This window comes from Micromonospora sp. WMMA1923, from assembly GCF_049179195.1.
Lineage (GTDB): Bacteria > Actinomycetota > Actinomycetes > Mycobacteriales > Micromonosporaceae > Micromonospora > Micromonospora yangpuensis.
On sequence record NZ_JBMHLZ010000001.1, the window covers coordinates 4,835,226 to 4,859,804 of the forward strand.

A 24,579-nucleotide genomic window follows, 5' to 3' on the forward strand; every position below is an offset into this window, starting at 1 on the left:
AACCCGAAAGTACCCCAGAGCGATGCGCACCGGACCAAGTCAGGACGAGATCCGTCGACAGAACCTCGGTGCCCTGCTGCGGTACGTGCACGTCCACGGCGCGACCAGTCGAGCCGAGCTGACCAGCCGGTTGGGCCTGAACCGCAGCACCATCGGCGCGCTCACCGCCGACCTGGCCGGGGCCGGGCTGGTCAGCGAGGGAGCGCCCAAGGAGACCGGCCGGGCCGGACGACCGTCGCTGGTCGTCCGGCCCGAGTCGGACCGGGTCTACGCGTACGCGTACTCGATCGAGACGGACCGGCTGCGGGCCGCGCGGGTCGGTCTCGGCGGTGAGCTGCTCGACCGCCGGGAGCTGGACCGACCACCCGGCCTGCTCGTCGACGAGGTCGTGCCGCTGCTTGCGGCGGCGGTCAAGGAGATGCAGCAGAGCGTGCCGGCGGGCTCGATCCGGGTCGGTACCGGGGCGGCGGTCTGCGGGATGGCCCGCCGCGACGACGGGCTGGTCCGGCTCAGCCCGCACACCGGCTGGTCGGACGAGTCGCTGACCACCCGGCTCCGCGACGAACTCGGCGGCGGCCTGCCCGTGGTGACCGGCACCATCGCCGACCTGTCCGCCCTGGCCGAGCACGTCCGGGGCGTCGCGGCCGGCTACCACAACGTCATCTACCTGTACGGCGACGCCGGGATCGGCGCGGGCATCATCGCCGGCGGCCGGCGCATCACCGGCCACGGTGGACACGGCGGCGAGGTCGGCCACATGGTGGTCAACCCCGGCGGCCGGGTGTGCAGCTGCGGTTCCCGGGGCTGCTGGGAGACCGAGGTCGGCGAACTGGCCCTGCTGCGGGCCGCCGGCCGCGCCGGCCTCTCCGGCCAGGCCGCGGTGCTGGCCGTGGTGGACCCGGCGGCCCGCGGCGACGCCAACGCCCAGTCCGCGGTACGTCAGGTAGGCGACTGGCTCGGCTTCGGCGTCGCCAACCTGGTGAACATCTTCAACCCGGAGCTGGTCATCTTCGGTGGCACCATGCGCGACCTCTACCTCGCCGCGGCGGCGCAGGTCCGCAGCCGGTTGAACTCCAACGCGCTGGCCGCCTGCCGGGAACACGTCCGGCTGCGCACCCCGAAGCTCGGTGACGACGGCGCGTTGATCGGCGCCGCCGAACTCGCCTTCGAACGGCTCCTCACCGACCCGCTCGACGTGGGTTGACACCCGATCGCCGCACGCTGAACCTCTCGGCCCTCTGGTGCGTACCACTGGGCGGACGGCAGCCGGCGGCTGCCCGGACACCCCGCGTTTCGGTCCGGACCGAGGAGGCACCGCAGACATGGCACCGCTGGAATCCGCACACCGTCGGCCAGGACACCGGACCCACCGGGTGGCGGTGCTTCTCATCGCGCTCGTGGCGGGCATCGCTGTGCTACCCGGGGTCGCGGTCGCCGTACCCGCGCCGCAGCAGGCCCTCAACGCCGCCGACCAGGCCCTACTGGTCGGGGTCCGGCTCGCCGGCCTCTGGGAGATGCCGGCCGGACAGATGGCCGCCGACAAGGGCCAGTCCCCGGTCGTCCGGGAGATCGGCGCCGAGATCGCCAAGCAGCACGAGGAGCTGGACCGGCTCACCGTGGAGGCGGCCAACAAGCTGGGCGCGACGATCCCCTCTGACCCGACGGCCCAGCAGAAGGCCTGGCTGCTGGAGATGCAGAACAACAGCGGGGCCCGCTTCGACCAGATCTTCGTCACCCGGCTCCGGGAGGCGCACGGCAGTATCTTCCCGGTGATCGGCGCGGTCCGGGCCGCCACCCGCAACGCCACCATCCGCAAGCTCGCCGACGACGCCAACAAGTTCGTCTCGGCGCACATGGAGATGCTGGAGCGCACCGGCCTGGTCCGCTGGGAGCAACTGCCGCCCGCCGTGCTGCCCGCCTCGGGCAACGACTCGCTGATCGCACGGGCGTCGGCGAACACCGGCACCGGGATCGGGGTCAGCAGCACCGTGGTCTGGCTGGTCTTCCTGGCCGCCCTGGCCACCGGCGGCATCGCCACCTGGCGGGTGCTACGCCGCAACTGACGAACCGCACGTCACCAGACCACACTCCGGGCCGGGCCCCGGCGCGATTCGGGCGCGCCGGGGCCCGGTCGCGTCCGGGCCAACCGGGCCGGCGGGCCGGGAGCCCGACGGTCAGCGGTCGACCTGGGTGAAGTCCCAGGAGTGTGGCGGGCGGGCCACCAGCCGTGCCGGCGGCTCCGGCAGGCCCCGGGGGCTGCTGCGCCACTTCGAGATCACCACCACCCGGTGGTCGGTGGAGGAGAAGACCTCGCTGGCCACGTGCAGTGGATCGTGCTCGAACTCGGGCAGGGCGGTGTCGCAGACCCAGGTGATCAGGTCGGCGACGCCGTACGGCTCGGCCCGTGCCTCCCACATCCGGACGATCACGTCGGCTCCTCCTCCGTTCACACGCTGACCACGGTCAGTGGCATGGCCGAATCGGCCGGCAGGTCCAGCCGGCTCGGCGCGACACCGGCGGCCACCAGGTGCGAGCCGAGCGCCGCGACCATCGCCCCGTTGTCGGTGCAGAGCTTCGGCCGGGGCACCCGTACCCGGATGCCGTGCCTGGCGGCCCGTTGCTCGGCGAGGGCCCGCAGCCGTGAGTTGGCCGCCACTCCCCCGCCGATGACCAGGGTGTCGATGCCGTGGGTCCGGCAGGCGTCCAGCGCCTTGCTGGTCAGCACGTCGCAGACCGCCTCCTGGAAGGACGCCGCCACGTCGGCCACCGGCACCGGCTCACCGGCGCGCTGCCGGGCCTCGACCCACCGCGCCACCGCCGTCTTCAGGCCGGAGAAGGAGAAGTCGTACCGGTGCGCGGCCAGGTCCTTCGGGGCGGTCAGGCCGCGCGGGAAGCGGATCGCCTCGGCGCTGCCGACGCGGGCCTCCCGGTCGATCGGGGGGCCACCCGGGAACGGCAACCCAAGCAGCCGGGCCACCTTGTCGAAGGCTTCGCCGGCGGCGTCGTCGATGGTCGCGCCGAGCGGGGTGACGCCCCGGGCCAGGTCGTCGACGAGCAGCAGGGACGAGTGCCCGCCGGAGACCAGCAGGGCGATCGCCGGCTCCGGCAGCGGGCCGTGCTCCAGGGTGTCCACGGCGACGTGCGCGGCCAGGTGGTTCACCCCGTACACCGGCTTCTCGGCGGCCACCGCGTAGCCCTTGGCGGCGGCCACCCCGACCAGCAGGGCGCCGGCCAGCCCGGGACCGGAGGTCACCGCGATCGCGTCGATGTCGGCGATGGTCACCCCGGCGGAGGTCAACGCCCGGTCCATGGTCGGCACGATGGCCTCCAGGTGGGCGCGGCTGGCCACCTCGGGCACCACCCCGCCGAACCGGGCGTGCTGCTCCACGCTGGAGGCCAGCGCGTCGGCGAGCAGGGTGTGCCCGCGCACGATGCCGACCCCGGTCTCGTCGCAGGAGGTCTCGATGCCGAGGATCAGCGGTTCGTCAGCCATGCCCGTCGGTCCCTTCCCCGGTCGGTGTGGTGACCCGCTGCATGACCAGCGCGTCGGTGTTGCTCGGTTGGTAGTAGCCCCGGCGTACGCCGATCGGCTCGAACCCGTACCGGGCGTAGAGCCGCTGCGCGGGCGCGTTGTCGGCGGCGACCTCCAGCAGCGTGCTGCGGGCGTCCCGGCGGGCCGCCTCGGCGAGCAGCGCCTCCAGCAGGAGCCGGCCCACGCCCCGCCGCTGCGCCCGGCGGCGTACCGCGATGTTCTGCACCCAGGCCTCGTCGGGTGGGGCGACGGCGAGCCCGGCGTAGCCGAGCAGCCCGTCGTCGTCCACGGCGACCAGGTAGTGGTGGCCGTTGGCCAGCTCGCCCCAGAACATCCCGGCCGACCACTGCTCCGGGCCGAAGAGGTCCGCCTCGATCGACAACACCTCGTCGATGTGCCACCAGCGGAACCGGCCCAGGCGTACGCCGGTGGCACTCACGGCAGGACCGGCTTGCGGCTGGCCGCCGCCACCGCGTCCGGGCGGCGCAGGTAGAGCGGGGTGAGGCGCTCACCTTCCGTGCCGGCGCGGATCCGCTCGGCGGCCAGCAGCGCCAACGTGGTGGCGTCCGGGTAGCGCGGCTCGGCGCGTACCGGCAGGCCGAGCGCGTCGGCGTAGCGGTGCGCGCCGTCGCCGGCCGCCAGGCTCACGCCGAGGTCGCGGGCGTGGGCGGCGGCGACGGTGGGGGTGTCCACCGCCGGCCCGGCGATCCGCTCGCCGGTGCCGTCGTAGACCGCCCAGTAGATCTCCCGCCGGCGCGCGTCGCTGGCGGCCAGCACCGGCTCGCCGGTCGCCGCCGGGTGCCCGATGCCGTCCAGCGAACAGACCCCGTAGGTGGGCACGCCGAGCACCTGACCCATGGTGGCGGCGGTGACCAGGCCGACCCGCAGCCCGGTGAACGGCCCGGGGCCGAGCCCGGCGACGATCGCGCCGAGGTCGGCCGGGCGGGCGCCGGCCTCGGCCAGCACCGCGTCGACCTGCGGCGCGAGCAGCTCACCGTGCGCCCGGGCGTCGACCGCACACCGCGACGCCCGGGACGCGACACCGTCCGCCGAGACCTCCACCAGCGCCGCGGTCACCGCGGGGGTCGAGGAATCCACCACCAGTACGAGCACGGCTGCAACCCTAGCCGGCCCACCGCCGCCCCCGGTGACGCCCCACGGCGTTGCCGGGTGGTCAGCCGGCGGAACGGGCCCAGTCGACGGTCGGCAGACCGGCGTCGGCGAGGGCCTTGTTGGTCGCGCTGAACGGACGACTGCCGAGGAACCCGCGCGGATTCATCGGGCTGGGGTGGCCGGCCTCCAGCACCACGTGCTGCGGGTTGCCGACCAGGGTGGCCTTCTTGCGCGCGTACCCGCCCCAGAGCAGGAAGACCACCCGGTGCTCCAGCGCGTCCAGGGCCCGGATGGTGGCGTCGGTGAACTCCTCCCAGCCCTTGCCACCGTGCGAACCGGGCTTGGCCTGACGCACGGTGAGCACGGAGTTGAGCAGCAGCACCCCCTGCGCCGCCCAACCGCTCAGGTTGCCGCTGGTCGGCTTCGGCACGCCCAGGTCCTCGCCCAACTCCTTGAAGACGTTACGCAGCGACGGCGGCACCGCGACGCCGTCGCGCACACTGAAGCTGAGCCCGTGTGCCTGCCCGGCCTTGTGGTAGGGGTCCTGGCCGAGGATCAGCACCCGGCAGTCCTGCGGCGCGCAGAGCCGGTACGCCGAGAAGAGGTCCTCCACCGGTGGGAAGACCGTCTCGGTGGCGTACTCGTCGGCCACGAACCGGCCCAACGCGGCGGTGCCCGCCGGGTCGAGGTGCGGGGTCAGGACGGACTGCCAGGCCTCGGGGAGGTGCGCCGGCAGGTCGAGGGGCGGGACGTCGTCGGGCATGGGCCACCTTTCGCGCGAACGGTTCGGCTACTTCCTACCAGCCGGGTCCGACACCGTTACGCGGGGCGGTTGAGTACCCGTACCCAGCAAATTGGGTTCATCAGCGGATGCGCCGACCGCTCCGAGCTGGCCAAATGGACGGCATGACTCTCCAGGTGCACATCACCGGCTGCGCCTCGTACCTGCCCGGCGAGCCGGTGGGCAACGACGAACTGGTCGGGCTGCTCGGCGACGACGGCAGTTCCGCCGCGGCGGCCGTACGACGTCGGGTGCTCGCCGCCAACGGCATCCGGTCCCGGCACTACGCCCTCGACGCCGTCGGCCGGACCACCATGCTCAACGAGGAACTGGCCGCCGAGGCGGTGCTGCGGGCCGTCAAGTCCAGCGGTCGGGACGTCCGGGAACTCGGTCTGCTCGCCACCGGGACCACCCAGGGCGACGTGCTGGTGCCGGGCTTCGCCTCGATGGTGCACGGTCGGCTGGACGCCGGTCCGTTGGAGACCCTCTCGGCGGCCGGGGTCTGCGCGTCGAGCATGGCCGCGTTCCGGTCGGCGGTGGCCAGCGTCCGCCTCGGTGAGCACGACCTGGCCGCCGTCGTCGGCTCCGAGCTGATCAGCCGGGCCCTCAAGCAGAGCCGGTACGCCGCCGGCGCGTCCGGGCAGCGGGTCGGCTACGACGCCCAGTTCCTGCGCTGGACCCTCTCCGACGGCGCCGGGGCGGTGGTCCTCGAACCGGGTCCCCGACCGGACCGACCGAGCCTGCGGGTCGACTGGACCCACCTGGTCTCGCACGCCCACGAGCACGCCACCTGCATGCGCGCCGGGCTGGCCGACCGGCCCGGCGGGCAGCCGGCGGCCGGTGACACCTGGCTGGACCGGGCCACCGCCGCCGAGGCCGAGCAGGCCGGCCTGCTCCGGCTCCGCCAGGACGTACGGGCCCTGCCGGACCTCTTCACCGCCGGCGTCGGCGAGTACGTGCGGCTGGTCCGGGCCGGCCGGTTCGATCCACGCGAGGTCGACCACGTGCTCTGCCACTACAGCTCCGAGCACTTCCGGGCGGACATCTTCCGGCTGCTGCGCGAGGCGGACCTGATGATCGACGAGAAGCGCTGGTTCAGCAACCTGTCCACCCGGGGCAACACCGGCGCGGCGAGCATCTTCGTGATGCTCGACGAGGCGTGGCAGAGCGGGCGGTTCGCGCCCGGCGACCGGATCCTGCTGGTGGTACCCGAGTCCGGCCGGTTCTCGTTCGCCTTCGCCCACCTGACCTGCGTCGGCCCCGCCGACCGTCCGACCCCCACGTCCCGTTCCGGCCGTACCGGGCAGACGGCGACCGGGGCGACGGTGTCCGGGGCGACGGTGGACCGACCGGTGGCGACCGGCCAGACGGTCGGCCAGACGGGGACGGTCGAGGCGGCGACGGTCGAGGCGGGCGCGGTCGAGTCGCCGCTCGGGTCGCCTCGGGCCGACGACGACGAGGTCGTCCGGTGGACCGTGCTGGAGCTGGCCGGGGTCTGGGCCGACCTGGAGTCCCGGCTGCGCCGGGTGCCGGTGCTGCGCCGCCTCGACACCGGCACGGCCACCCTGGCCGACTACCGCCGGCTGCTGCTCACCCTGCGCCCCCAGGTGGTGGAGGGCGGCCGGTGGATCTCCCGGGCCGCGTCGAACTTCTCCGAGGAGTTGTTCGAGCTGCGCAGCGCCGCCCTGCACCACGCCCTGGAGGAGCACCGCGACTTCCGGCTGCTGGAAGAGGACTTCCAGTCCGTCGGCGGCGACCTCACCGAGATCCGTACCGCGCCGAAGAACGCCGGCTCGGAGGCGCTCTCCGCCTTCATGTTCCACCAGGCCAGCCAGCCCGACCCGGTGGACCTGCTGGGCGCGATGTTCGTCATCGAGGGCCTCGGCACGGCCAAGGCGGCCCGCTGGGCGGGCCAGCTGCGGGAACAGCTCGGGCTCGCCGAGGAGCAGTTGCGTTTCCTGCTCTACCACGGCGCCAACGACGACGACCACTTCGCCGCCCTGCGGGACGTACTCCGCTCGGGGTTGATCGACCGGCCCCGGGCCGAGCGGATCGTCCGGACGGCCCGGGTGGTGGCCCGGCTCTACGCTCTGCAGCTGGAGGAGATCGATGACTGAGCGAACCGGTACCCGCCGGAGGGAACCCTCGGTGTGGCAGGCGATCATGGCCGATCCCACCGTGCCGATCGGCCGGCGCACCCTGGAACTCGTCGTCGCCGACCAGCGGCGCTGGTCGCGGAGCTGGCTCTACCCGTGGGTACGGATCATGTCCCGGCTCGCGGTCACCCTGATCGGCGTGGTGAAACGGCTGCTGCCCTGGCAGCTACGCGCGCACGCCACGATGGACACCCTCTGCGTCTGGTTCCTCCGCCGGTTCGTCTCCCCGGAAGCCGGTGAGCTGCTGATCCGGCACTTCGTGGTGGAGACCCGCCTGCTCAACTTCGTGGTCCGCAACGCGGGCGTACCCGGGCTGCGGGAGGTGGAACTACTCCCGACCAACCTGCGGCAGCTGGGCGACCGGGCGGTGATCGAGCACGACCTCAACGTCTACGACGTGCTGATCGGCCTCGGCGACGCGGCGACCCCCCAGGGCGGACTGCTCCGCTACCTGGACCGACGCGGCGGCCCGCTGGACACCTCGATGCTCACCGTGCCGCCGCTGGACGCCGAGCCCGGCCGGCGTCGCCTGCTCAACCTGGACATCCAGACCGCGCTCTGCCTGATGAACATCCCCTTCGCGCTCTGCCTCACCCGGTCCGAGTACCGCCGGGCGGTGCACTCGATGCGGCTGGACACCTCGCTGCTGGCCCTGCTCACCCAGATCACCGGTGATCCGACGTTCCTGTCCTGGCGGCCGGCCGGCCCGGTGCTGCGGGTCGACTCCACGATCGACGTGCCGCAGGCGGTCTACGAGCACGCGGTGATCTGCGAGTACGCCTTCGCCCGGCTGATCGCCCTGGACACCGAGGTCACCGCGGCACCGACGACCCGCCCCACCCGCCGGCAGCGACCGTCAGAGCCGGGCCTGCGCAGTCGGCCGGTCCACACCCGGCACCGGGGCTGACTCCCGCCGACGGCTGCGGCTGCGGCTGCGGCTAGGCCGTGTTTCGTAGGGCGGCGTTGTTGGGGCGTGGCGGTGGTCGCTAATGGGAGAGGTCTCCGGTAGTTGGTTCAGCGACCAAGCTGGAACTTCACACCGGAGACCTCGTGCCGAGCGTAGCGGCAGCGAGGCGACATGACCTGACCGACGTGCAGTGGGCGGTCCTCGAGCCGTTGCTGCCTGCGGGAACGGGTCATGCTCGGCCGCGCAGATGGACCATGAGAGTGATCATCGACGGGATCCGGTGGCGGGTCCGGACCGGATCACCATGGCGGGACGTGCCCGCGTCCTACCCGCCGTGGCAGACCTTGTACCGGTGGTTCCGGCGCTGGCAGCGCGACGGCGTCTGGGCGCAGATCCTCACCTCGTTGCAGGCCATGGCGGACGCGGCGGGGTTGATCGGCTGGACGGTGAGCGTGGACTCGACCATCAGCCGTGCCCACCAGCACGCCGCTGGGGCCCGCCGTGACGGGCAGGCGCAGAAGGAGCCACCCGGTGGTGTGCAGACCGAGCCGGCAGATCACGGCCTCGGCCGGTCAAGGGGCGGCTGGACCACCAAGACCCATCTGGCCTGCGAGCAGGGCCGCAAACTGATGGCCATGGTGGTGACCGCCGGACAACACGGCGACAGCCCACAGTTCATCCCCGTACTGGCCAAACTACGTGTCCCCCGCGCCGGTGGCGGCCGGCCCCGGACCCGCCCCGACATGGTGCTGGCCGACAAGGCGTACACGTCCAAAGCCAACCGAGCCCACCTACGATCCCGGGGCATCCGAGCGTGCATCCCGAGCAAGGCCGACCAGGACGCGCACCGCAAGGCCAAAGGGTCCAAAGGCGGACGTCCACCCGCCTTCGACCCCGAGGTCTACCGCCTGCGTCACGCCGTGGAGTGCGGCATCAACCAGCTCAAACACCACCGCGCCATGGCCACCAGATACGACAAACTCGCCGTGCGCTACGAAGCCACCCTCACCATCGCCGCCATCAACCAATGGCTCCGCGCACTACGAAACACAGCCTAGATCCCGGCTCCAGTACCGCCTCGCGGCCGGTCGGCTACACCGCAACACCCCGTCCGCCTCGGTGTGACCCGGCACGGTGAGGTCGTTGAGGAGGATGGCCTGGTCGATCGGATTGTCGCGGAGGCAGCATGATTCGCACGCTCACCGCCGCTGTGCACCAGGAAGAGGACTGGTACGTCGCCCGCTGTCTGGAGCTCGACGTCGCCAGCCAGGGTGAGACGCTGGACCACGCGCTGACGAACCTACGCGAGGCAGTCGAGGTGTACCTCGACGAGGTCGCCCAACCGACCATCGAAACGACTCCGCTGGTCACCTCGTTCCAGGTCGGTCGGGCGGCGTGAGCCCCGCCCTCGCTGACCTTCCGCTACGGAAGGTCGTAGAGGCCTGAAGAACGCGGGCTTCGACCACGTACGCACAAAGGGCAGTCACGCGGTGTATCGAAACGGTGCCGGGAACGTCGTGGTGGTGCCACAGCACGCAACGATCAAACGCGGCACTCTGGCGTCGATCCTCCGTCAGGCCGGACTGACGCCGCATGAGTTCATCGGTCTGATCCGCTGACGTCAGGGCACTTGACGCAGTGGTAGGGCTCGCGTCGGCGTCAGGGCAGGTCGCGCAGGCGGTGGGCCCAGTCGCCGCCGACCGGCTCCAGTACCGCCTCGCGGCTGTCGTCGTCGTGCCGGTCGAGGCGGATCCGCAGGTGGGCGTCGGTCAACTGCTCGACCAGACCCTCCCCCCACTCGACCACGGTCACCGAGTCGTCCACCGAGGCGTCCAGGTCGAGGTCGTCGATCTCGGCACGCGGGTCGGCCGCGTCGCCCAGCCGGTAGGCGTCGGCGTGCACCAGCGCCGTGCCGCCACCCCGGGCCGGGTCCGCCCGGTGCACCCGGGCGATCACGAAGGTCGGCGAGGTGATGTCGCCGAGCACGCCGAGACCGGCCCCGATGCCCTGGGTCAGCGCGGTCTTACCGGCCCCGAGCGGACCGGTGAGCAGCACCAGGTCGCCGGGGCGCAGCAGCCGGGCGAGCCGGCGGCCGAAGTCGTACGTGTCGGCCGGCGTCGGCAGCCGCACGGCGTCACTCACAGATCCTCCCTGACACTCACAGGTCTTCCTCCGTTCACGACTGCGGGGCTCGCAGGTCCTCAAGGAAGCGTTCCAGCGCGGCGTTCACCTCGTCCGCGTGTTCCAGCATGACGACGTGCCCACTGTCGTTGATCTTGACGTACTCGGCGTGCGGGATGCGCCGGACGATCTCCTCGGAGTGGACCACCGGAGTGATCATGTCCTTGTCGCCGACCACCACCAGCACCGGGGCGCCGGCCAGCGCGGCCAGTGCCGGGTAGCGGGAATGGGTGGCGATGGTCCGCAGGTAGCGGGTCACCGTGTCGGCCGAGGTCCGCGAGTTCATCGTCTCCACGTACGACACCAGCGCGGGGCTGGGGTCAGGGGTGCCGAAGCCGTACCTGCGGGTGAGCAGCCAGGCCACGTTGGAGGTGGAACGACGGGCCTTGTCGATCACCGTGCCGCCGTACCGGGTGGCGTTGCTGACCATGTGCAGCACCGGCGCGCCGACCCGCCCGAGCAGGGCCGGCGCGACCAGTTTGGTCTCGGCCAGCAACCCGCCCGAGGTGGCGATCAGCACGGTGCCGGCCACCCGGTCGGCGAAGAACTCCGGGTAGAGCTCGGCCAACGCCATGATCGTCATCCCGCCGAGCGAGTGGCCGACCAGCACCAGCGGTCCGCTCGGTACGGTCCGGTCGATCACCCGACGCAGGGTCTGGCCGAGCGCGGTCAGGTCGTACTCGCCGCTCTCCAGGCGACCGGAGCGGCCGTGCCCCGGCTGGTCGTACGCGACGATCCGGTGCTCGCCGCGCTCGGCGAGCAGCTTGCGCTGGAAGTGGAAGGTCCCCATGTCCAGGCAGAAGCCGTGCACCAGCACCACTGTCGGGTTGCCCTCGACCGGCCGGGTCGGCTCCACCACCTCCACGTGGATGTCGGTGCCGTCCGGCATCTCCAGCCGGTACGCCTCGTCGTAGCGCAGCTGGTCGAAGACCTCGTCGGCGTACCTGTCGACGGGGTTGGCCTTGAGCCGGCGGACCAGGGCCCGCTCGGTGGCGACGCCGGCGGCGAGCCCGGCGGCGGCCACCCCGACCGCCGCGCCCACCATGCCGGCGACCTTCCCCGCCGCGCTGCGTGGGCGGGGCAGGCGCAGGCGTGGCGTGCTCACGGTCGTTGCCCGTCGTAGCCGCGCGGCACCCGGACCCCGCCGAACCGGGTCACGATCTCGTAGTTGATAGTGCCGACCGCCTCGGCCCAGTCGTCGGCGGTGGGCTCGCCGTCGGCTCCGCTGCCGAAGAGGGTCACCACGTCACCGGCGGCCACCGGGTCGTCGCCGCAGTCGAGGACGAACTGGTCCATGCAGACCCGCCCGGCGATGGTCCGCCGCCGACCGCCGAGCTGCACCGGGCCGACGTTGGAGGCGTGCCGGGGCACCCCGTCGGCGTAGCCGAGCGGCACCACGGCCAGGTTCGTCTCCCGCTCGGTCAGGTAGGTGTGCCCGTAGGAGACCCCCGTCTCGGCGGGCACCCGCTTGGTGAGCATGACCCGGGCCCGGGCGGTCATCGCCGGACGTAGTCCGAAGCGCTCACCGGCCACCGGCGACAGCCCGTAGACGGCGATCCCCGGCCGGACCAGGTCGAAGTGGGTGTCCGGGCGGGTCAGGGTGGCCGCCGAGTTGGCCAGGTGCCGGTAGCGGGGGCGCAGCCCGGCCCGCTCGACCATGGCCAGCCCCTCGTGGAAGACCGCGAGCTGCCGGTCGGTCGTCGGGTGGCCGGGCAGGTCGGCGTAGACGAAGTGGCTCCACACCCCGACCACCTCGACCAGGCCGTCGGCCTGCGCCTTGGCGGCGGCGTCGAGCAGCTCCGGCCAGTCGGCGGTGGTCGCCCCGCCCCGGGACAACCCGGTGTCGATCTTGAGGTGCAGCCGGGCCGGCCGCTCCGCCCGACGGCTCGCCTCGATCATCTCGTCGAGCTGCGCCAGGCTGGCCGCGCCCAGGTCGACCCCGGCGGCCACCCCCTCGTGCAGCGGCAGCCCCGGGGCGAGCAGCCAGGCCAGCACCGGCACGTCGATGCCGGCCCGGCGCAGCGTCAGCGCCTCGTCGAGGGTGCACACCCCCAGCCAGTCCGCCCCGGCGTCGAGCGCGGCGCGGGCGGCCGGGATCATCCCGTGGCCGTACCCGTCGCCCTTGACCACCGCCATCAGCTCGGCGCTGGTACCCGCCCGGAGCTGGGCCACGTTGTCACGGATCGCGTCGAGGTCGACGCGTACCTCGGCCTGCCACATGCCCCCACCTTACGTCCAGCATGATCCCCCAGCCCGCCGGTAAGGAAGGGCCCCCTGTTATCGCTTTCGGTATAGGAAGGGTCCCCTGCAAACAGACACCCACGGGTCAGCCGAGCCCGGCCAGCACCGGGCGCAGCGCCGCCGCCACGTCGGGCGCGGTCACCGGCCCACCCCGGGCCGCGGCACGACCGGCCAGCCCGTGCAGGTACGCCGCCGTCGCCGCGGCCCGGTCCGCCGGCACCCCGGCGGCGAGCAGCGACCCGAGCAGTCCGGCCAGCACGTCACCGGTCCCCCCGGTGGCCAGCGCCGGGCTGCCGGTCGGGTTCACGTACGCCCGGCCGTCCGGCATGCCGATCACCGTACGATCGCCCTTGAGCAGGACCACGGCGTTCATCCAGGCGGCCAGCCGCAGCGTGGCGGCGACCCGGTCGGCGCCCGGTTCCTCGCCGCAGAGCCGGGCGTACTCCCGGTCGTGCGGGGTGACCACGATCGGCGCGTCCCGGCTGCGCAACTGGTCGGCCATGCCGCCGTCCACCAGCAGGGTGAGCGCGTCGGCGTCGAGCACCACCGGCACCGGCGCGGCCAGCACCGCACGCAGTTCGGCGGCGGCCTCCGCGCCGGTGCCCAAGCCCGAGCCGCAGACCCAGGCCTGCACCCGCCCGGCATCGGCTACCCGCTCGGTGGCGATCACCGACGGGTGCTGGTGGACCACCTCGGCCCGCGCGCTCCCGGCGTACCGGACCAGGCCGGTCGGGCCGGCCAGGGCCCCGCCGACCGAGAGCACCGCCGCACCCGGGTACGTCGCCGAGCCGGTCGCCACCCCCACCACGCCCCGGGTGTACTTCTCGCTCGCCGGGCCCAGCGCCGGCCACCAGTCGCGTACGTCCGTGCCCTCGACCACCTGCAGGGCCGGGGTACCGCGCAGGAACGGCCCGAGCCCGATGTCGACCAGTTCCACCTCGCCGGTCAGCGCGGCGGCCGGCCCGACCACCAGCGCCGGTTTCCACGCGCCGAACGCCACGGTCACGTCGGCGCGGATCGCGTTCGGCCGGCCGGCGGCGGTCAGCGGCACGTCACCGGTGTCCACCGCGACCCCGCTGGGCACGTCCACCGCGACCACGGTCGCCCGGTCACCGTCGCGGCCCAGGTGCCGGGGGAGGCTGGCGGCCAGTTGCTCGGCGGGCTCCCGCAACCCGCCGGTGCCGCCGATGCCCACGATGCCGTCGAGCACCAGGTCGACAGTTGCCGGTGGGCGGTCCACCACCCGGCCACCGGCCAGGCGCAGCGCGGTCAGCCCCTCCGCGTGCGCCCGGGCGGGGTCGAGCAGCAGCGCCGAGACCGCCGCTCCCCGCCGAGCCAGCTGCGCCCCGGCGAACAGGGCGTCACCGCCGTTGTCACCGGAGCCGACCAGCAGCAACACCCGACCGCCGTACACCCCGCCCCGGTCGGCCAGCAGCAGCGCGCAGCGGCGGGCCAGGCCGGTCGCCGCCCGGCGCATCAGGGTGCCCGCCGGCAGGGTGGCCATCAGCTGCGCCTCGGCCGCCCGTACGTCGGCCACCCGCCACACCGGTCTCATGCCTGTGCTCCCGTCCGGTCCAGAATCGTGCGGTCCGCCGGTCAGCGTTCCGCTACCACCGCGCTCCCTCGGTCAGCGTTCCGCTACCACCGCGGTCCCTCGGTCAGCGTTCCGCGACCACCATCGCCGAGGCGATCCCGCCGTCATGGGACAACGACAGATGCCAGCGGTTCACCCCCCGCTCGCTGGCGGCCGACGCCACCGTGCCGGAGACCGTCAGCCAGGGCCGTCCGTCGGGGTCCGGCACGATCTCGCAGTCGTGCCAGCTCAGCCCGGCCGGCGCGCCGAGGGCCTTGGCCACCGCCTCCTTCGCCGCGAACCGGGCGGCCAGGGATTCCGGCGAGCGTGGGTTGCCCGAGGCGGTGTACCGCTCGCCCTCGGTGAAGAGCCGGTCGGCCAGCAGCGGGGTCCGGGCCAACGCACGGGCGAACCGGTCCACCAGAACCACGTCGATACCGACAGCCACGATCACCCAACCCACCCTACCGGCGGCAAAGCGCCGCAGATTACCCACCGGGTCCGCCGGAGGCAAGACCTGTGGAAAACCTCGCGGTACGACCACCGCCGGTTGTCCACAGGCGGTACCGCCGCTCCGGCGTACCGCCTAGCGTCATCGGTCGGGACGAAACAAAACGAGTCGATCCGACACAGAGCGATTCGAGCTGACGACCGGGCGAGGGTGCCGGAAGCCGGAGCGGTCGGGTCGACGCCGGGAGCGAGGAGTCGGTCAGATGGGCGAGGAGCCGTTCGAGGTGCACCCGGGCCTGCTGCGTGAGGTGGCGGGTGGGCTCACCGACCAGGCCCACCGGCTGGCGTACGGGCTGGCCGGGGCCCCGGGGTTGGTCGTGCCGGCACCCCGGTGGTCGGCCGCGGCGGCCCTGGCCGAGCTGGAGTGGGCGGTGCACCGCTGGTGTGGCGGGGTCGGTGCCCGGTTGGCCGAGAGTGCCGGGGCGCTCGGCACCGCCGCCGACGGTTACCAGGCGGTGGACGACCGGGCCGCCGGTCGCCTGACCCGGTTCTCCCGGTGAACTCCTACGCACGGCTCTGGGCGGCCGACCCCGAGGGCTGGCGGGGCGCCGGCGCCGCCTGGGGTGGGCTCACCGGCCGGTTCGACAGGTGGGGCGGTGAGCTGGCCACCGGTGCCGGTCGGTTGCGCGGCGGCTGGTCCGGTGATGCGGCGCGGGCTGCCGACGGACGACTCACCGGGTTGCGCGTCGAGCTGACCTCGGTCGTTCCCGCCCTGGTCGAGGCCGACCAGGTGCTCGCCGAGCTCGCCGGGCGGTTGCGCGCGGCCAAGGCCCGGCTGGCCGCCGCGGTCGAAGCGGCCGATCGCGGCGGGTTACGGATCGACAGGCACGGTCGGGTGTCGGCCGCCCCGTTCGGAGCCCTGCCGACAGCCCAGGTCGGGCCGGCGGTGGCGCAGGTGTCGCAGGCGGTGGGTGCCGCGTTGGCCATCGCCGATGCGGCCGACCGGGAGGCGACCCGGCGACTGGTCGAGCTGGCCGGTGCGGCCGGGTCGGGATGGAGCGCCGAGCCGCCGCCCTGGCGGCCGGGCCCGGACGCCGAGCCGGCCCTGGTCCGCCGGTGGTGGGCCGGGCTCACCCCGGCCCAGCGTCGCTGGCTGGTCCGGCACGAGCCCGGCCGGGTCGGCGCGCTGGACGGGGTGCCGGTGGCCGACCGGGACCAGGCGAACCGGCTGCTCCTCGCTGACCGGCGCGCGGAGCTGCTGGCCGAGCGGGGGCGGCTGCTGACCCGGTTCCCGCGGGGGCCGGCCGAGGTGGCCGGGTTACGCCGGGTGGCGGCGGCACTTACCGGGTTGAGCGCCCTGACCGACCGGTTGTCCGCCCGGGAGACCCCCCGGGCGTACCTGCTGGGTCTGCGCACGGGCGGGGAGGGGCGGGCGATCGTCGCGCTGGGCAACCCGGACCGCGCCGAGCACGTGCTCACCTACGTGCCGGGCATGACGGCGGGGCTGGCCGACGCCACCGGTGAGCTGGGGCGGGCGGGCCGGGTGCAGGCCAGGTGCGCCGCGCTCGCCCCCGGCGCCGAGACCGCCGCGGTGCTCTGGCTCGACTACGACGCGCCCGACTTCCTGCACGAGGCGTTCCGGGCCACCCAGGCCCGGGACGCCGGGCCGGCCCTGCACCGGTTCCAGGACGGGCTGCGGGCCACCCACGAGGGGCCGCCGGCCCGGCAGACCGTGCTCGGGCACAGCTACGGGTCGACGGTGGTCGGCACCACCGCCCGGGACCACGGGCTCGCCACCGACGCCCTGGTCTTCGTCGGCTCGCCTGGGGTCGGCGTGCAGCACGCCGGTGAGCTGCGGGTGCCCGCCGGGCAGGTGTGGTCGAGCACCGCGCCGGACGACCCCATCCGGCTGGTCCGCCCGCCGGACGACCTGCTCCGGCGGGCGGCGTCGGCGGTGCCCCCGTTCGGCCCGGTGGGCGGCCTGGTCGACCGGCCCGACGGCGGGCTGTGGTTCGGCCGTGACCCGAGCGACCCGGGGTTCGGCGGGCGGACGTTCGGCAGCGACCGGTCCGGTCACACCGGTTACTGGGAGGCCGACAACCCGGCGCTGGACGGCATGGCCCGGGTCGTGCTCGGCCGCTGACCTGGCCCCGCGTCGACGGACGCGCCGCCCTACTCCACGGTCACCGACTTGGCCAGGTTGCGCGGCTGGTCCACGTCGTGGCCCCGGGCGGCGGCGATCTCGGCGGCGAGCACCTGCAACGGCACCGTGGTCATCAACGGCGCCAGCAGCGTCGGGGTACGCGGCACGTAGATCAGGTGGTCGGCGTAGCGCCGGACGGCCTCGTCGCCCTCCTCGGCGATCACGATGGTCCGCGCACCGCGGGCGCGTACCTCCTGGATGTTGGAGACGACCTTGTCGTGCAGCATGCCCCGGCCGACCGGCGACGGCACGATGCAGATCACCGGGGTACCCGCGTCGATCAGGGCGATCGGGCCGTGCTTCAGCTCACCGGCGGCGAACCCCTCGGCGTGCATGTAGGCCAGTTCCTTGAGCTTGAGCGCGCCCTCCAGGGCCACCGGGTAGCCGACGTGCCGGCCGATGAAGAGCACCGTCGGCTCGGACTTGATCTCCCGGGCCAGTTCGCGTACCGGCTCGATGCGGGCCAGCAGCTCGCGCAGCTTGTCGGGCATCCGGTGCAGCTGCTCCACCACGGCCGCGACCTCGTCGGCGAACTTGATCCCGCGTACCTGGGCCAGGTGCAGGCCGATCAGGTAGCAGGCGACCAGCTGGGTGAGGAACGCCTTGGTGGAGGCGACCGCGATCTCCGGCCCGCCGTGGGTGTAGAGCACGGCGTCGGACTCGCGCGGAATGGTGGAGCCGTTGGTGTTGCAGATCGCCAACACCCGGGCCTTCTGCTCCTTGGCGTGGCGCAGCGCCATCAGGGTGTCCATGGTCTCGCCGGACTGGGAGATCACCACGATCAGGGTGGACCGGTCGAGCACCGGGTCGCGGTAGCGGAACTCGCTGGCCAGCTCCACCTCGCAGGGGATCCGGGTCCAGTGCTCGATGGCGTACTTGGCGACCATGCCCGAGTGGTACGCGGTGCCGCAGGCGACGATGAAGACCTTGTCGACGTCGCGCAGGTCCTGGTCGCTGAGGCGTACCTCGTCGAGCATGATCTCACCGGTGTCGGTGAGCCGGCCGAGCAGCGTGTCCGCGATGGCCTGGGGCTGCTCCTCGATCTCCTTGAGCATGAACCAGTCGTAGCCGCCCTTCTCGGCGGCGGAGGCGTCCCAGTCGATGTGGAAGTCCTTGCCGCTGGCGGGGCGGCCGGTGAAGTCGGTGATCTCGATGGTGTCCCCGGTGATCAGCACGATCTGGTCCTGGCCCAGCTCGACCGCCTCACGGGTGTGCTCGATGAAGGCGGCCACGTCGCTGGCGAGGTAGTTCTCCCCGTCACCCCGGCCGACCACCAGCGGCGAGTTGCGTCGCGCGCCGACCACCGCGCCGGGCACGGCGGCGTCCACGGCCAGCAGGGTGAAGGCCCCCTCCAGCCGCTGGCAGACCGCGCGCATCGCGGCGACGAGCAGCTGCGGGCCGTCCGGCTCGCCGGCCGCGCGCAGCTCGGCCAGGACGGCGGAGAGCAGGTGGGCGGCGCACTCGGAGTCGGTGTCGCTGGTGAACTGGACGCCGTCGGCCTCCAGCTCGCCGCGGAGCTTGGCGAAGTTCTCGATGATGCCGTTGTGGATGACCGCCACCCGGTTGTCGGGGGCGAGGTGCGGGTGGGCGTTGCGGTCGGTGGGGCCGCCGTGGGTGGCCCAGCGGGTGTGCCCGATGCCGGTGTTCCCGTCGGCGATGCCGACCGTGCCGGCCGCGCAGGAGCTGGGGTCGGTGGCCCGCTCGGCGAGGACCTTCTCGAGGTTGGCCAGCTTGCCGGCCTTCTTCTCGGTCAGCAGCTCGTCGTCGCAGACGATGGCCACCCCGGCCGAGTCGTAGCCGCGGTACTCCAGCCGCCGCAGCCCGTCGAGCACGATCCCCAGCGCCGGCCGACTGCCGGCATAACCCACGATTCCACACATGACCCGCAGCCTAACCCAGTTTCGCTCATGGCAACTGTTCGAAAGCCGGCCAAACGAACAGCGAAATTGAGTGATTGGGAGCACCCCGTGGCCCGCCCGGACAAACGTCCGAGCTCGTACGCCGCCGGTCGCGACGGGTGTACGGGTCCGGGGAGGGGTCGTACCCTGACGGGCGTGACGACGACCGCGAACGATCCACTGGTGGCCCGGATGCGGCCGTTCGGGACGACCATCTTCGCCGAGATGTCCGCTTTGGCCGCCCGCACCGGCGCGGTCAACCTCGGGCAGGGCTTCCCGGACACCGACGGCCCGTCGGAGATGCTCGCCGCCGCCGCCGAGGCGCTGCGCGGCGGCCAGAACCAGTACCCGCCAGGTCCGGGCATCCCGGCGTTGCGCGCGGCGGTGGCCGGGCACCAGCGTCGGTTCTGGGGCCTGGAGTACGACCCGGACGGCGAGATCGTGGTGACCGCCGGGGCCACCGAGGCGATCGCGGCAGCCATCCTCGCCCTCTGCGAGCCCGGTGACGAGGTGGTCTGCTTCGAGCCGTACTACGACTCGTACGCCGCCTCGGTCGCCCTGGCCGGTGCGGTCCGGCGGCCGGTCACCCTGCGTCCCGGCGACGACGGTCGGTACGGCTTCGACCCGGCGGCGTTGCGCGCCGCGTTCGGCAGGCGCACCCGGCTGGTGCTGCTGAACTCCCCGCACAACCCGACCGGCAAGGTCTTCACCCCGACCGAGTTGGCGCTGATCGCCGAGTTGTGCCAGGAACACGACGCGTACGCCGTCACCGACGAGGTGTACGAGCACCTGGTCTTCACCGACGCCGACCACCCGCACGTGCCGCTGGCCACCCTGCCCGGCATGCGCGAGCGGACCCTGCGAATCTCCTCGGCCGGTAAGACCTTCTCCTGCACCGGCTGGAAGATCGGCTGGGCCAGCGGACCGGCGGCACTGGTCTCGGCGCTGCTGCGGGTCAAGCAGTTCCTCACCTTCGTCAACGCCGCACCGTTGCAACCGGCGGTGGCGGTGGCGTTGGCCCTGCCCGACGCCTACTACACCGGTTTCCGGGACGACCTCCAGCAGCGTCGGGACCAGTTGACCGCCGGCCTCACCGGGGCCGGGTTCGAGGTGCTCACCCCGGAGGGGACGTACTTCGTCACGGCCGACATCGCCGGGCTGGGCGGCCGGGACGGCATCGAGTTCTGCCTGTCGCTGCCGGAGCGCTGCGGCGTGGTCGCTGTGCCCACCCAGGTCTTCTACGACGATGTCGAGGCGGGTCGACGGCTGGTCCGGTTCGCCTTCTGCAAGCGCCCGGAGGTGCTGGCCGAGGCCGTCACCCGGCTACACCGCCTCACCTGACCCAGCCACCCGCACCGGTCACCACCTGCGCCTGCGCCCGGCCGCCAGGTGAGGCGGCCGGGCGCAGGTGGTGAGAAGGGTGCCCCGCTATACCGAAAGCGTTAACAGGGGGCCCTTCCTTACACGGGGCTGGCGGTGCGGACGTGGGTGGCGATGCGCTCGGCGACGGTACGGGCGGTCTCCTCGGTGGCCGCCTCGACCATCACCCGGACCAACGGCTCGGTGCCGGAGGGGCGCAGCAGCACCCGGCCGGTCTCGCCCAGCTCAGCCTCGGCGCGGGCCACCTCGGCCCGTACGGTCGGGTCGGCGGCGCCGACGGTGCGGTCGGAGACCGGCACGTTGATCAGCACCTGGGGCAGCTTGGTCAGGACGGCGGCCAGCTCGGCGAGGGTCCGGCCGGTGGCGGCCATCCGGGCCATCAGGTGCAGCCCGGTCAGCACGCCGTCGCCGGTGGTGGCGTGCGCCGGCATCACGATGTGTCCGCTCTGCTCACCACCGAGGGCCAGGCCGGAGGCGCGCAGCTCCTCCAGGACGTACCGGTCGCCGACCTTGGTCTCGACCAGCCGGATGCCCTCGGCGGACATCGCCAGGCGCAGGCCGAGGTTGCTCATCACCGTGGCCACCAGGGTGTCCTCGGTGAGGGTGCCGGCCTCCCGCATGGCCAGGGCGAGGATCGCCATCAGCTCGTCGCCGTCGACCTCGACGCCGTCGGCGGTGACCGCGACGCACCGGTCGGCGTCGCCGTCGTGGGCGATGCCGAGGTGCGCGCCGTGCTCGACGACGGCCGCGCGCAGCGCGTCGAGGTGGTTGGAGCCGCAGTCGTCGTTGATGTTGAGGCCGTCCGGTTCGGCGTGGATGGCCACCACCTCGGCGCCGGCCTCGCGGTACACCACCGGGGCGACCTCGGAAGCCGCGCCGTTGGCGCAGTCGACCACTACCTTCAGCCCGTCGAGCCGGTGGGCCAGGGTGCCGACCACGTGCTGGACGTAGTGGTCGGCGCCGTCGAGCAGGTCGTGCACCCGTCCCACCCCGGCGCCGGTCGGCCGGTCCCAGGCGCTGGTGGCGTTGGCCGCCACGGCCGCCTCGATCTGGGCCTCGATCTCGTCGGGCAGCTTGTGCCCGCCGGCGGCGAAGAGCTTGATGCCGTTGTCAGGCATCGGGTTGTGCGAGGCCGACAGCATCACGCCCAGGTCGGCCTTGGCCTCGGCGGTGAGGAAGGCCACCGCCGGGGTGGGCAGCACGCCGACCCGGACCACGTTGGCCCCCGCGCTGGTCAGCCCGGCCACCACGGCGGCCTCCAGCATCTCGCCGCTGGCCCGGGTGTCCCGGCCGACCACGGCCAGCGGTGGGTGGCTGCGGTCGGACTCGGCGAGTGTGTGGGCGGCGGCGACCGCCACCACGAGCGCCAACTCGGGCGTGAGATCCACGTTCGCCCGTCCCCGTACGCCGTCCGTGCCGAACAACCGCCCCATACCCGCCAACCTCCGATGAAACCGCCAATATATGGACAAACGAAACGGCCGGTCCACCTCCCGATGGTAGGGGGGTGAACCGGCCGCTCGTCAGAAGAACAACGCGCTGCTGATGATCAGCGCTTCGAGTACTGCGGGGCCTTGCGGGCCTTCTTGAGACCGTACTTCTTGCTTTCCTTGACCCGGGCGTCCCGGGTGAGGAAGCCGGCCTTCTTCAGCGCCGGGCGGTCGTCGGGCTCGTTGACGATCAGCGCCCGGGCGATGGCCAGCCGGAGCGCACCGGCCTGGCCGGTGGTGCCGCCGCCACGCAGGTTGGCGATGACGTCGAACGCCTCGGGCTTCTCGGCGGTGACCAGCGGGTCCTTGATCAGCTGCTGGTGCACCTTGCTCGGGAAGTAGGCCTCAAGCTCCCGGCCGTTGCAGGTGATCTTGCCGGTGCCGGGGACGATCCGTACCCGGACGATGGCCTCCTTGCGGCGGCCGACGGTCTGGATCGGGCGGTCACCACGCGGCGCGCGGGCGACGGGCGCGGGCGCCTCGGTGGCCTCGGGGGCGACCTCGGTCTCGGTGATGTCGGTCATGCTGTTTCCTTCGCCCTCGCTCACTGCGCGATCTGCTTGATCTCGAACGGCACCGGCTGCTGCGCGCCGTGCGGGTGCTCGGCACCGGCGTAGACCTTCAGCTTCTTGATCAGCTTACGGCCCAGCTTGTTGTGCGGGAGCATCCCCTTGACGGCGAGCTCGATGGCCCGGTCGGGACGCTTGGTCAGCAGCTCGTCGTAACCGACCTGCTTGAGGCCACCGGGGTAACCGGAGTGCCGGTAGGCGATCTTCTGCTGGCGCTTGTTGCCGGTCAGCGCAACCTTGCCCGCGTTCACGATGACGACGAAGTCGCCCGTGTCGACGTGCGGCGCGAAAGTCGGCTTGTGCTTACCGCGCAGCAGCGTGGCGGTGTGGGTGGCCAGGCGGCCCAGCACGACATCAGAGGCGTCGATGATGTGCCACTGACGCTCGATCTCACCCGGCTTCGGGCTGTACGTACGCACAGGTCTACCTTGTCTCGTCGTCGGTCTGGGGTCGCGCGCCGAGGTGGACCAGCGCGCACGAACGACCAAGCGTACCTGAAACGGCACGCCACTGGATGTCGTACAACAGCAGGCAACGATACCCGGCGCCCGGTCGGCAGGTCAAAACGGGTCCACCCTTACCCGCCGAGGGGGTGCGGTGAGAGGAGTCTCACACCCCGGCGAGCCGGGTCCGACCGGGCCGCAGGTACACCACCCAGGTGAGCACGACGCAGAACCCGTACCAGCCGATGAACGCCAGGTAGGCGGCGTCGGCGTTGCCCGAGGTCAGGAAGGACTGCCGGAAGGCCACGTTGACCAGCACCCCGCCGGACGCGCCGACCGCACCGGCGATGCCGATCAACGATCCGGTCATCCGCCGGGCCCACCGCTCGGCCGCCGCCGGGTCCCGCCCGTGCTCATCGGCGGCCCGGGCCCGGAAGATCGCCGGGATCATCTTGTACGTCGAGCCGTTGCCGACCCCGGAGAGCACGAAGAGGGCCAGGAAGCCCACCAGGTAGAGCCCGAAGGACCGGTCCCGGGCGGCGTACAGCACCAGCGCGGCACCGGCCGCCATCGCGACGAAGTTCCAGAAGGTGACCAGCGCGCCACCGAGCCGGTCGGCCAGCTGACCGCCGAGCGGCCGGACCAGCGAGCCGATCAGCGGTCCCAGGAAGGTCAGCCAGGCGGCGTCGACCGGGGTGGGGAACCGCTCGGCGAACTGGAGCTGGAGCACCTGACCGAAGGCGAAACCGAAACCGATGAACGAGCCGAAGGTGCCGATGTAGAGCAGCGACATCACCCAGGTGTGCCGGTCGGCGGCGGCGGCCCGCAGCGCGCCGGGCGCGTTGCGCGCCGCCGGGATGTTGTCCAGCCAGCGGGCCGAGGCCAGCGCGGCCAGCACGATCAGCGGCAGGTAGACCGCCGGCACCAACCGGGGGTACGCCGCACCGGCGGTGGCCAGCACCGCCAGCCCGACCAGCTGCACCGCCGGTACGCCGAGGTTGCCGCCGCCGGCGTTGAGCCCGAGCGCCCGCCCCTTGAGCCGGTCCGGGAAGAACAGGTTGATGTTCGCCATCGAGGAGGCGAAGTTGCCCCCGCCGACCCCGGTGAGGCAGGCCAGCACCATCAGGGTGGAGTAGGAGACCCCGGGCTCCAGCAGCACCGTCATCGGCACGGTCGGCACCAGCAGCAGCAACGCGCTGACGATGGTCCAGTTCCGCCCGCCGAACCGGGCGACCGCCAGGGTGTACGGCAGCCGCAGCACCGCGCCCAGCGCGGCCGGTACGGCGGTGAGCAGGAACTTGCCGGCCGGGTCGATGCCGTACTCCGGGCCGAGGAAGAGCACGGTCACCGACCACAGGCTCCACACGGAGAACCCGACGTGCTCGGCGAAGATCGACACCCACAGGTTGCGGCGGGCGACGGGTGCCCCGGTGGTACGCCAGAAGGTCGGGTCCTCGGGTCGCCAGTCGTCGATCCGGTGCCGGCGACTGGTTCCCGGTGCCTCGGCGTCGGCTGCTGTCGGGGTGCGGGCGAGGGTGCTCACGACGGCTCCTCCTCATCGATGTGACCAGGACGAACGCTAGGGAGAGCGAATTTCCGCCCGGTGCCCGTCGCGGGTCGGCCCGGCTACGGAGAACGCACCGCCGCGCCGGGCCGGTGGTG

At 72.9% G+C, this 24,579-nt stretch carries 25 protein-coding genes; 10 read left to right on the plus strand and 15 right to left on the minus strand.

The genetic code is table 11. The features are described 5' to 3' along the window. Positions 1-22 precede the first annotated feature (22 nt). Both ACN28G_RS21815 and ACN28G_RS21820 read left to right on the plus strand, forming a co-directional pair. Entirely contained in the window at positions 23-1,204 is a 1,182-nt protein-coding gene (locus ACN28G_RS21815) for an ROK family transcriptional regulator (RefSeq protein WP_421480233.1), read from the plus strand. A gap of 118 nt (positions 1,205-1,322) precedes the next feature. Further along, complete coding sequence (locus ACN28G_RS21820; RefSeq protein ID WP_091443796.1) at positions 1,323-2,063, plus strand: DUF4142 domain-containing protein; 741 nt, start codon at positions 1,323-1,325, stop codon at positions 2,061-2,063. 111 nt (positions 2,064-2,174) lie between these two features. Here ACN28G_RS21820 and ACN28G_RS21825 read toward each other — a convergent pair whose 3' ends face one another. The 5 genes from ACN28G_RS21825 to ung all read right to left on the minus strand — a co-directional run bounded on the left by ACN28G_RS21825 (position 2,175) and on the right by ung (position 5,408). Continuing rightward, entirely contained in the window at positions 2,175-2,429 is a 255-nt protein-coding gene (locus ACN28G_RS21825; protein ID WP_091443799.1) for a hypothetical protein, read from the minus strand. A gap of 17 nt (positions 2,430-2,446) precedes the next feature. Then, entirely contained in the window at positions 2,447-3,493 is a 1,047-nt protein-coding gene (gene tsaD / locus ACN28G_RS21830) for a tRNA (adenosine(37)-N6)-threonylcarbamoyltransferase complex transferase subunit TsaD (RefSeq protein ID WP_091443802.1), read from the minus strand. Then, positions 3,486-3,971: a ribosomal protein S18-alanine N-acetyltransferase gene (gene rimI / locus ACN28G_RS21835; RefSeq protein WP_421480234.1), complete on the minus strand. Its 486-nt coding sequence runs from the start codon at positions 3,969-3,971 to the stop codon at positions 3,486-3,488. Before rimI ends, tsaD begins: the two co-directional genes overlap by 8 nt. After that, entirely contained in the window at positions 3,968-4,645 is a 678-nt protein-coding gene (gene tsaB / locus ACN28G_RS21840; protein WP_091443811.1) for a tRNA (adenosine(37)-N6)-threonylcarbamoyltransferase complex dimerization subunit type 1 TsaB, read from the minus strand. Before tsaB ends, rimI begins: the two co-directional genes overlap by 4 nt. 61 nt (positions 4,646-4,706) lie before the next feature. Beyond that, positions 4,707-5,408, minus strand: a complete 702-nt coding sequence (ung, locus tag ACN28G_RS21845; RefSeq protein WP_091443814.1) for a uracil-DNA glycosylase — start codon at positions 5,406-5,408, stop codon at positions 4,707-4,709. 134 nt (positions 5,409-5,542) lie between these two features. Here ung and ACN28G_RS21850 point away from each other — a divergent pair, with 134 nt between their 5' ends. The 5 genes from ACN28G_RS21850 (at position 5,543) to ACN28G_RS21870 (ending at position 10,108) form a co-directional block, all read left to right on the plus strand. Further along, the gene (locus tag ACN28G_RS21850) at positions 5,543-7,543 is read left to right on the plus strand and encodes a 3-oxoacyl-[acyl-carrier-protein] synthase III C-terminal domain-containing protein (protein WP_421480235.1); all 2,001 of its coding nucleotides are present in this window, start codon (positions 5,543-5,545) and stop codon (positions 7,541-7,543) included. Next, complete coding sequence (locus tag ACN28G_RS21855; protein ID WP_175440653.1) at positions 7,536-8,489, plus strand: DUF6999 family protein; 954 nt, start codon at positions 7,536-7,538, stop codon at positions 8,487-8,489. Before ACN28G_RS21850 ends, ACN28G_RS21855 begins: the two co-directional genes overlap by 8 nt. A gap of 143 nt (positions 8,490-8,632) precedes the next feature. Beyond that, the gene (locus ACN28G_RS21860) at positions 8,633-9,547 is read left to right on the plus strand and encodes an IS5 family transposase (protein ID WP_421478084.1); all 915 of its coding nucleotides are present in this window, start codon (positions 8,633-8,635) and stop codon (positions 9,545-9,547) included. 128 nt (positions 9,548-9,675) lie between these two features. Next, positions 9,676-9,888, plus strand: coding sequence for a type II toxin-antitoxin system HicB family antitoxin (locus tag ACN28G_RS21865; protein WP_091443818.1), 213 nt, complete (start codon positions 9,676-9,678; stop codon positions 9,886-9,888). Between the two features lie 91 nt (positions 9,889-9,979). Next, the gene (locus ACN28G_RS21870; RefSeq protein ID WP_421480236.1) at positions 9,980-10,108 is read left to right on the plus strand and encodes a type II toxin-antitoxin system HicA family toxin; all 129 of its coding nucleotides are present in this window, start codon (positions 9,980-9,982) and stop codon (positions 10,106-10,108) included. Between the two features lie 40 nt (positions 10,109-10,148). Here ACN28G_RS21870 and tsaE read toward each other — a convergent pair whose 3' ends face one another. The 5 genes from tsaE to ACN28G_RS21895 all read right to left on the minus strand — a co-directional run bounded on the left by tsaE (position 10,149) and on the right by ACN28G_RS21895 (position 14,938). Beyond that, positions 10,149-10,631, minus strand: coding sequence for a tRNA (adenosine(37)-N6)-threonylcarbamoyltransferase complex ATPase subunit type 1 TsaE (gene tsaE / locus ACN28G_RS21875; RefSeq protein WP_091443822.1), 483 nt, complete (start codon positions 10,629-10,631; stop codon positions 10,149-10,151). Positions 10,632-10,665: 34 nt separating this feature from the next. Next, complete coding sequence (locus ACN28G_RS21880; protein WP_373868403.1) at positions 10,666-11,715, minus strand: alpha/beta fold hydrolase; 1,050 nt, start codon at positions 11,713-11,715, stop codon at positions 10,666-10,668. A gap of 56 nt (positions 11,716-11,771) precedes the next feature. Next, on the minus strand, positions 11,772-12,890 hold the full coding sequence (gene alr, locus ACN28G_RS21885; RefSeq protein WP_421480237.1) for an alanine racemase: 1,119 nt from the start codon (positions 12,888-12,890) through the stop codon (positions 11,772-11,774). 106 nt (positions 12,891-12,996) lie between these two features. Continuing rightward, positions 12,997-14,466: an NAD(P)H-hydrate dehydratase gene (locus tag ACN28G_RS21890; RefSeq protein WP_091443834.1), complete on the minus strand. Its 1,470-nt coding sequence runs from the start codon at positions 14,464-14,466 to the stop codon at positions 12,997-12,999. Positions 14,467-14,569: 103 nt separating this feature from the next. Next, complete coding sequence (locus ACN28G_RS21895; protein ID WP_091447337.1) at positions 14,570-14,938, minus strand: holo-ACP synthase; 369 nt, start codon at positions 14,936-14,938, stop codon at positions 14,570-14,572. Between the two features lie 259 nt (positions 14,939-15,197). On the opposite strand from ACN28G_RS21895, the gene ACN28G_RS21900 reads away from it, so the two are divergent. Together ACN28G_RS21900 and ACN28G_RS21905 are read left to right on the plus strand one after the other, a co-directional pair. Further along, positions 15,198-15,494 carry a type VII secretion target gene (locus ACN28G_RS21900; RefSeq protein WP_091443843.1) on the plus strand — a complete coding sequence of 99 codons (297 nt, stop codon included), beginning with the start codon at positions 15,198-15,200 and terminating at the stop codon, positions 15,492-15,494. Further along, positions 15,491-17,077 carry an alpha/beta hydrolase gene (locus ACN28G_RS21905; protein ID WP_091443847.1) on the plus strand — a complete coding sequence of 529 codons (1,587 nt, stop codon included), beginning with the start codon at positions 15,491-15,493 and terminating at the stop codon, positions 17,075-17,077. The genes ACN28G_RS21900 and ACN28G_RS21905 overlap by 4 nt, the downstream gene beginning before the upstream one ends. Before the next feature lie 29 nt (positions 17,078-17,106). Here the strand turns inward: ACN28G_RS21905 and glmS are convergent, their stop codons facing one another. Beyond that, entirely contained in the window at positions 17,107-19,017 is a 1,911-nt protein-coding gene (glmS, locus tag ACN28G_RS21910; RefSeq protein ID WP_091443853.1) for a glutamine--fructose-6-phosphate transaminase (isomerizing), read from the minus strand. Positions 19,018-19,191: 174 nt separating this feature from the next. Between glmS and ACN28G_RS21915 the strand changes: the two genes are divergently transcribed. Further along, positions 19,192-20,376 (plus strand): pyridoxal phosphate-dependent aminotransferase, encoded by a 1,185-nt coding sequence (locus tag ACN28G_RS21915; RefSeq protein ID WP_091443857.1) that lies wholly within the window; start codon positions 19,192-19,194, stop codon positions 20,374-20,376. Positions 20,377-20,495: 119 nt separating this feature from the next. Here the strand turns inward: ACN28G_RS21915 and glmM are convergent, their stop codons facing one another. From glmM to ACN28G_RS21935, 4 genes are all read right to left on the minus strand, one after another. After that, positions 20,496-21,848 (minus strand): phosphoglucosamine mutase, encoded by a 1,353-nt coding sequence (gene glmM / locus ACN28G_RS21920; protein WP_421480238.1) that lies wholly within the window; start codon positions 21,846-21,848, stop codon positions 20,496-20,498. Between the two features lie 116 nt (positions 21,849-21,964). After that, positions 21,965-22,429, minus strand: a complete 465-nt coding sequence (rpsI, locus tag ACN28G_RS21925; protein ID WP_091443866.1) for a 30S ribosomal protein S9 — start codon at positions 22,427-22,429, stop codon at positions 21,965-21,967. Between the two features lie 20 nt (positions 22,430-22,449). Beyond that, positions 22,450-22,893, minus strand: coding sequence for a 50S ribosomal protein L13 (gene rplM / locus ACN28G_RS21930; RefSeq protein WP_091443870.1), 444 nt, complete (start codon positions 22,891-22,893; stop codon positions 22,450-22,452). A gap of 190 nt (positions 22,894-23,083) precedes the next feature. Continuing rightward, on the minus strand, positions 23,084-24,460 hold the full coding sequence (locus ACN28G_RS21935; protein ID WP_421480239.1) for an MFS transporter: 1,377 nt from the start codon (positions 24,458-24,460) through the stop codon (positions 23,084-23,086). Between the last annotated feature and the right edge of the window lie 119 nt (positions 24,461-24,579).